The 7,845-nt window shown below is 50.4% G+C and carries 4 protein-coding genes; all 4 read right to left on the bottom strand.

Features of this window, described 5'->3' with window-relative positions; translation table 11 throughout:
- A partial coding sequence (locus ACO6UY_RS23480) for a hypothetical protein (protein WP_422491481.1) occupies positions 1–994 on the bottom strand: 994 nt, incomplete at its 3' end.
- A 156-nt stretch (positions 995–1,150) separates the two neighbouring features.
- Positions 1,151–4,141 carry a DUF1601 domain-containing protein gene (locus tag ACO6UY_RS23475; RefSeq protein WP_422491480.1) on the bottom strand — a complete coding sequence of 997 codons (2,991 nt, stop codon included), beginning with the start codon at positions 4,139–4,141 and terminating at the stop codon, positions 1,151–1,153.
- 156 nt (positions 4,142–4,297) lie between these two features.
- Positions 4,298–7,288 (bottom strand): DUF1601 domain-containing protein, encoded by a 2,991-nt coding sequence (locus tag ACO6UY_RS23470; RefSeq protein ID WP_422491478.1) that lies wholly within the window; start codon positions 7,286–7,288, stop codon positions 4,298–4,300.
- Between the two features lie 156 nt (positions 7,289–7,444).
- Positions 7,445–7,845 (bottom strand): RAP domain-containing protein (locus ACO6UY_RS23465; RefSeq protein ID WP_422491477.1); only part of this gene is annotated, 401 nt, incomplete at its 5' end.

The raw sequence follows: 7,845 nt of genomic DNA, 5'->3' as shown, positions 1-7,845 counted from the left end.
GGTCTTTCTGTGCGTTCACGAGGGGCAACAGGGCGGCCACGGCCTCGTTGAGCCCTGGTGTCCGCTTCTGCCCGTTGTCCGACAGTTTCGCTATGGCCCACAGCAGGTTGGCGATACCCTGGGCATTGAATTGGTCTTTCTGTGTGTTCACATGGGGCAACAGGGCACCCATGGCCTCTTTGAACTCTGGTGTCTGCTCCAACCCGTTGTCCACCAGTTTCGCCATGGCCCAAAGCAGGTTGGCAATGCCCTGGGCCTTAAATTGGTTTTTCTTTGCGCTCACGTGGGGCAACAGCGCGACAACGGCCTCGTTGAATTCCGTTGTCTGCTTCTGTCCTTTGTCCACCAGTTTCGCCATGGCCCAAAGCAGGTTGGCGATACCCCGGGCATCGATATTCGTGGCTTGAGGTTTTTGGCAGCAGTTAAATATTATTGCATCCAGTAGCGTTGACAATAAGTGAGCTTGAGTAAGCTTAACACGCTCATCCATGGGGTAATGAGGGGTAAAAACACCCGCTGAAGTCAATGAATGAAGTGTTGTCGTCAGGCTTCGCCAATCCCAACGCCGTGTTGGGGTAAAGTTTTGCAGCATACGTATCAGCTGGCTTTGTTCTGCCCGGTTTAACGGTCTTTTAGCAGCTGACGTGTATTCTTTAATTGAACTGGCAAATTGACTGTGATTTTTTCCATTATAGCGATGACCGAAATGATCCGATTTACTCAACAGATCATCCATTATCTCCTGTTTGATGAGCGCATTAAAATCCTGAGCATGGTTTACTGAGCGGCGCTGTAGATGTTGAGAAGAGCGTGTGCCAGAAGAATGGTAAAATTCATTGCGATCCGGTGCAGTGCGGGGAAGACTATCCCATGATCTGACTGTGGCATGCCTATATCGTCCACGCCCTGAAGAAGGGGCATGATTATTCGGTTGGTTGTAATTATTACCTGATCTTATGTATTTACCACTGATACCAGCAGATCTTCTATCCATAATTATATTTCATTAATTCATGAGAATATAAAAAGCAGACTGCGGTTCTGTTCAGAAGTTCATTTTGTTGAACGGTTTATAAACGCAAGTGGTTGGAGGAGAGCATCTACTCTGAATTGTGAAAACGGTTCCTGAGTCACGATGGCAGGGAGGCGATTACTGGCTGTTTGCTCTCTTCTTTATTTGATCAATAAATGGTTTCATTAAACTCTGGTTCCAAAGCCTGTTAACCGGGATTTCAATGACCTCAAATCCTGATTTCTGCAGCAGTGCGATTTTCAGCAGCGTCGAACCCTTCCTGGTTTTGAAATCACCGCCCACGTAATGAGACGGTCCCTGAACTTCAATCACTATGTTGTGATCTGGCAGAAGCAGGTCAACCGGAGGTAATGAGTTCAAACTCTTTTCTTCTTCAATCTTCAAAGAGGGCATACATGATTGGAGTTGATTGCGGAAGTCGGCTTGTGTTTTTGAAATGGCTGTCTGGTAATGGCGGACGAACGGACACGCTCTGCCAAGCCAACTTGAGGCCATGATCATGATGGATTGATCCTCTTCATTATATGGCGAGTTATTTTCCAGGCGAGTCAGCAGGTCATCCATGTGTTTTTCAAGTACGTTATTTTTATTGGCATTGGCGACCAGAGACAACCTGGCACAACATACCATTACGCCCCAGAGAGACATCGATATCTCTTTTTGAGTAAACTGAAGGTTCTTACTGATTCGATAGACAAGCGATTCGAACGTAGAGGTAGCCACGTTCAGCTCAACGAGTTCACCCAGTTTGGCCGTGGACCACAGCAGGTTGGCAATACCCTGGGCATTAAATTGGTCTTCCTGTGCGTTCACCCGGTGCAACAGCGCGGCCACGGCCTCGTAGAGCCCTGGTGTTTGCTCCTGCCCGTTATCCACCAGTTTTGCCATGGCCCAAAGCAGGTTGGCGATTTCCTGTGGGTTAAAGTTAGCTTTTTGTACGATCACGCAGATCAACAGCGCAGCCACGGTTTTGTTGAACTCTGGTGTCTGCTCGTACCTGTTGTCTACCAGTTTCGCCATGGCCCACAGCAGGTTGGCGATATCCTGTGGTTTAAAGTTAGCTTTCTGTACTTTCACGTGGGGCATTAGCGTGGCCACGGCCTCGTTGAGCCCGGGTGTCTGCTTCTGCTCGTTGTCCACCAGTTTCGCCATGGCCCACAGCAGGTTGGCGATATCCCGGGCATTAAATTGGTCTTTTTGTACGTTCACGCAGGGCAACAGTGCGGCTACGGCCTCGTTGAACTCTGGTGTCTGTTCCTGCCCATTGTCCACCAGTTTCGCCATGACCCACAGCAGGTTGGCAACATGCTGGGCAATAAATTGGTCTTTTTGTGCGTTCACGTGGGGCAACAAGGCGGCCACGGCCTCGTTGAGCTCTGGTGTCCGCTCCTGCCCGTTGTCCACCAGTTTCGCCATGGCCCACAACAGGTTGGCGATTCCCTGGGCATTAAGTTGGTTTTTCTGTGCGTTCACGAGGGGCAACAGGGCGGCCACGGCCCTGTTGAGCCCCGGTGTCTGTTCCTGCCCATTGTCCACCAGTTTCGCTAAGGCCCACAGCAGGTTGACGATATGCTGAGGAATAAATTGGTCTTTCTGTGCGTTCACGAGAGGCAACAGGGCGGCCACGGCCCCGTTGAGACCCGGTGTCTGCTCCTGCCCATTGTCCACCAGTTTCGCCATGGCCCACAGCAGGTTGGCGATATGTTGAGGAATAAATTGGTCTTTCTGTTCGTTCACGAGAGGCAACAGGGCTGCCACGGCCCCGTTGAGCCCCGGTGTCTGCTCCTGGCCATTGTCCACCAGTTTCGCCATGGCCCACAGCAGGTTGGCGATATGCTGAGGAATAAATTGGTCTTTCTGTGCGTTCACGTGGGGCAACAGAGCGGCCACGGCCTCTTTGAACCCAGGTGTCTGCTCCAGCCCGTTGTCCACCAGTTTCGCCATGGCCCACAGCAGGTTGGCAATGTTCTGGGCATTAAGTCGGTTTTTCTGTGCGTCCAGGAGGGGCAGCAGGGCGGCCACGGCCTCTTTGAGCCCCGGTGTCCGCTCCAGTTCGTTGTCCACCAGTTTCGCCATGGCCCACAGCAGGTTGGCAATGCCCTGGGCATTAAGTTGGTTTTTCTGTGCATTCACGAGGGGCAACAGGGCGGCTAAGGCCTCTTTGAGCCATGGTGTCCGCTCCAGCCCGTTGTCCACCAGTTTCGCCATGGCCCACAGCAGGTTGGCAATGGCCCGGGCCTGAAATTGGTCTTTCTGTACGTTCACGTGGGGCAACAGGGCGACCACGGCCTCGTTGAGCCCTGGTGTCCGCTCCAGCCCGTTGTCCACCAGTTTCGCCATGGCCCACAGCAGGTTGGCAATGCCCTGGGCCTTAAATTGGTCTTTCTGTGCGTTCACGTGGGGCAACAGCGCGACAACGGCCTCGTTGAACTCTGGTGTCCGTTCCTGCCCGTTGTCCAACATTTTTGCCATGGCCCACAGCAGGTTGGCGACACCCCGGGCATCAATATCCCTGGCTGGAGGTTTTTGTTTGCAGTCAAATATTATTGCATCAAATAGCGTTGACAATAAGATAGACTGAGTAAGTTTAACTCGCTCATCCATGGGTTGATGCAGGGTAAAAACTCCCGCTGAAGTCAATGAGTGAAGTGTTGTCGTCAGGCTTCGCCAATTCCAGCTCCGTGTTGCGGTAAAATTTTGCAGCAAACGCATCAGCTGGCTTTGTTCTGTTCGATTTAAAGGTCTTTCAGCAGCTGACGTGTATTTTTTAATTAAACTGGCATATTGCCCGTGATTTCTCCCATCATAGCGATGACCGAAATGATCCGATTTACTCAACAGATCATCCATTATTTCCTGTTTGATGAGGGCATTAAAATCTTGAGCAGGGTTTACTGAACGGCACTGTAGGTGTTGAAAAGAGCGTGTGCCAGAAGAGTGGTAAAATTCATTGCGACCCGGTGCAGTGCGGGGGGAAATATCCCATGGTCTGACTGTGGCATGCCTATATCGTCCACGCCCTGAAGAAGAGGCATGGTTATTCGGCTGGTTGTAATTATTAACTGATCTTGTGTATTTACCACTGATACCAGCAGAACTTCTATCCATAATTATATTTCATCAATTCATGAAAATATAAAAAGCAGACTGCGGTTCTGTTCAGAAGTTCATTTTGCTGAACTGTCTATAAACACATGTGGCTGGAGAAGAACATCTACTCTGAATTGTGAGAACGGTTCCTGAGTCACGATGGCAGGGAGGCGATTACTGGCTGTTTGTTCTCTTCTTTATTTGATCAATAAATGGTTTCATTAAATCCTGGTTCAAAAGCCTGTTAACCGGGATTTCAATGACCTCAAATCCTGATTTTTGCAGCAGTGCGATTTTCAGCAGAGTCGAACCCTTCCTGGTTGTGAAATCACCACCCACGTAATGAGACGGTCCCTGAACTTCAATCACCATGTTGTGATCTGGCAGTAACAGGTCAACCGGAGGCAATGAGTTCAAACTCTTTTCTTCTTCAATCTTCAAAGAGGGCATACATGATTGGAGTTGATTGCGGAAGTCGGCCTGGGTTTTTGAAATGGCTGTCTGGTAATGGCGGACGACCAGACACGCTCTGCCAAGCCAACTTGAGGCCATGATCATGTTGGATCGATCCTCTTCATTATCTGGTGAGGTATTTTCCAGGCGCGTCAACAGGTCATCCATGTGCTTTTCAAGCACATTACTTTTATTGGTTTTGGAGACCAGAGCCAACCTGGCACAGCATACCATGACTCCCCATAGAGACATCGATATCTCTTCCTGAGAAAACGGAAGGTTCTTACTGATTCGATAGACAAGCGATTCGCACGTAGAGGTAGCCACATTCAGCTCAATGAGTTCACCCAGTTTGGCCGTGGACCACAGCAGGTTGGCAATACCCTGGGCATTAAATTGGTCTTCCTGTGCTTTCACCCGGTGCAACAGCGCGGCCACGGCCTCGTAGAGCCCTGGTGTTTGCTCCTGCCCGTTATCCACCAGTTTTGCCATGGCCCATAGCATGTTGGCGATTTCCTGTGGGTTAAAGTTAGCTTTTTGTTCGATCACGCAGGTCAACAGCGCAGCCATGGATTTGTTGAACTCTGGTGTCTGCTCGTACCTGTTGTCTACCAGTTTCGCCATGGCCCACAGCATGTTGGCGATATCCTGTGGTTTAAAGTTAGCTTTCTGTATTTTCACGTGGGGCAATAGCGTGGTCACGGCCTTGTTCAGCCCGGGTGTCTGCTGCTGCATATTTTCCACCAGTTTCGCCATGGCCCACAGCTGGTTGGCGATATCCCGGGCATTGAATTGGTCTTTTTTTGCGTTCACGCAGGGCAACAGTGCGGCTACGGCCTCGTTGAACTCTGGTGTCTGCTCCTGCCCATTGTCCACCAGTTTCGCCATGACCCACAGCAGGTTGGCAACATGCTGGGCAATAAATTGGTCTTTTTGTGCGTTCACATGGGGCAACAGGGCGGTCACGGCCTCGTTGAGTTCTGGTGTCCGCTCCTGCGTAATGTCCACCAGTTTCGCCATGGCCCACAACAGGTTGGCGATACCCTTTGGTTTAAAGTTAGCTTTCTGTACGTTCACGAGGGGTAACAGGGCGGCCACGGCCTCGTTGAGCCCTGGTGTCTGCTGCTGCGTATTTTCCACCAGTTTCACCATGGCCCACAGCAGGTTGGCGACAGCCTGAGGAATAAATTGATCTTTCTGTGCGTTCACGAGGGGCAACAGGGCGGCCACGGCCTTTTTGAACTCTGGTGTCTGCTCCTGCCCATTGTCCACCAGTTTCGCCATGGCCCACAGCATGTTGGCGATATGCTGAGGAATTAATTGGTCTTTCTGTGCGCTCACGAGAGGCAACAGGGCTGCCACGGCCTCGTTGAGCCCCGGTGTCTGCCGCTGCGTATTTTCCACCAGTTTCGCCATGGCCCACAGCAGGTTGGTGATAGCCTGAGGAGTAAATTGGTCTTTCTGTGCGTTCACGAGGGGCAACAGGGCGGCCACGGCCTCTTTGAACCCCGGTGTCTGCTCCAGCCCGTTGTCCACCAGTTTCGCCAAGGCCCACAGCAGGTTGGCAATGCCCTGGGCATTAAGTCGGTTTTTCTGTGCGTCCAGGAGGGGCAGCAGGGCGGCCACGGCCTCTTTGAGCCCTGATGTCGGCTCCAGTTCGTTGCCCACCAGTTTCGCCATGGCCCACAGCAGGTTGGCAATGCACTGGGCATTAAGTTGATTTTTCTGTGCGTTCACGAGGGGCAACAGGGCAGCTAAGGCCTCTTTGAGCCCTGGTAACTGCTCCAGTTCGTTGTCCACCAGTTTCGCCATGGCCCACAGCAGGTTGGCAATGGCCTGGGCCCAAAATTGGTCTTTCTGTGCCTTCACGTGGGGCAACAGGGCAGCTAAGGCCTCTTTGAGCCCTGGTGTCGGCTCCAGCCCGTTGTCCACCAGCTTCGCCATGGCCCACAGCAGGTTGGCAATGCCCTGGGCCTTAAATTGGTCTTTCTGTGCGTTCACATGGGGCAGCAGCGCGACAACGGCCTCGTTGAACTCTGGTGTCCGTTCCTGCCCGTTGTCCAACATTTTTGCCATTGCCCACAGCAGGTTGGCAATACCCTGGGCATCAATATCCCTGGCTTGAGGTGTTTGGTTGCAGTGAAATATTATTGCATCAAATAGTGTTGACAATAAGTTAGCCTGAGTAAGTTTAACTCGCTCATCCATGGGTTTATGTAGGGTAAAAACACCCGCTGAAGTCAATGAGTGAAGTGTTGTCGTCAGGCTTCGCCAATTCCAGCTCCGTGTTGCGGTAAAATTTTGCAGCAAACGTATCAGCTGGCTTTGTTCCGCTCGATTTAACGGTCTTTCAGCAGCTGACGTGTATTTTTTAATTAAACTGGCATATTGCCCGTGATTTCTCCCATCATAGCGATGACCGAAATGATCCGATTTACTCACCAGATCATCCATTATTTCCTGTTTAATGAGGGCATTAAAATCTTGTGCAGGGTTTACTGAACGGCACTGTAGATTTTGAGAAGAGCGTGTGCCAGAAGAGTGGTAAAATTTATTGCGCCCCGGGGCATTGCGGGGGGGAATATCCCATGGTCTGACTGTGGCATGTCTATATCGCCCACGCCCTGAAGAAGGGGCATGGTTATTCGGCTGGTTGTAATTATTAACTGATCTTGTGTATTTACCACTGATACCAGCAGATCTTCTATCCATAATTATATTTCATTAATTCATGAGAATATAAAAAGCAGACTGCGGTTCTGTTCAGAAGTTCATTTTGCTGAACGGTTTATAAACGCAAGTGGTTGGAGGAGAACATCTACTCTGAATTGTAAAAACGGTTCCTGAGTCATGATGACAGGGAGACGATTACTGGCTGTTTGTTCTCTTCTTTACTTGATCAATAAATGGTTTCATTAAATCCTGGTTACAAAGCTGGTTAACCGGGATTTCAATGACTTCAAACCCTGCTTTTTGCAACAGTGCGATTTTCAGCAGAGTCGAACCTTTCCTGGTTTTGAAATCACCATTCACGTAATGAAACGGCCCCTGAACTTCAATAATAATGTTGTGATCTGGCAGTAACAGGTCAACCGGAGGTAATGAGTTCAAACTCTTTTCTTCTTCAATTTTCAAAGAGGGCATACAGGATTGGAGTTGATTGCGGAAGTTGGATTGACGTTTTGAAACGATTGTCTGGTAATGGGGGTTGAACGGACACGCTCTGCCAAGCCAACTGGCGGCCATGGCAATGGTGGTTTGATCCTCTT

The organism is Endozoicomonas sp. ALE010 (genome assembly GCF_049310165.1).
GTDB lineage: Bacteria > Pseudomonadota > Gammaproteobacteria > Pseudomonadales > Endozoicomonadaceae > Endozoicomonas.
This window is presented reverse-complemented; position numbering and strand designations above follow the sequence as displayed.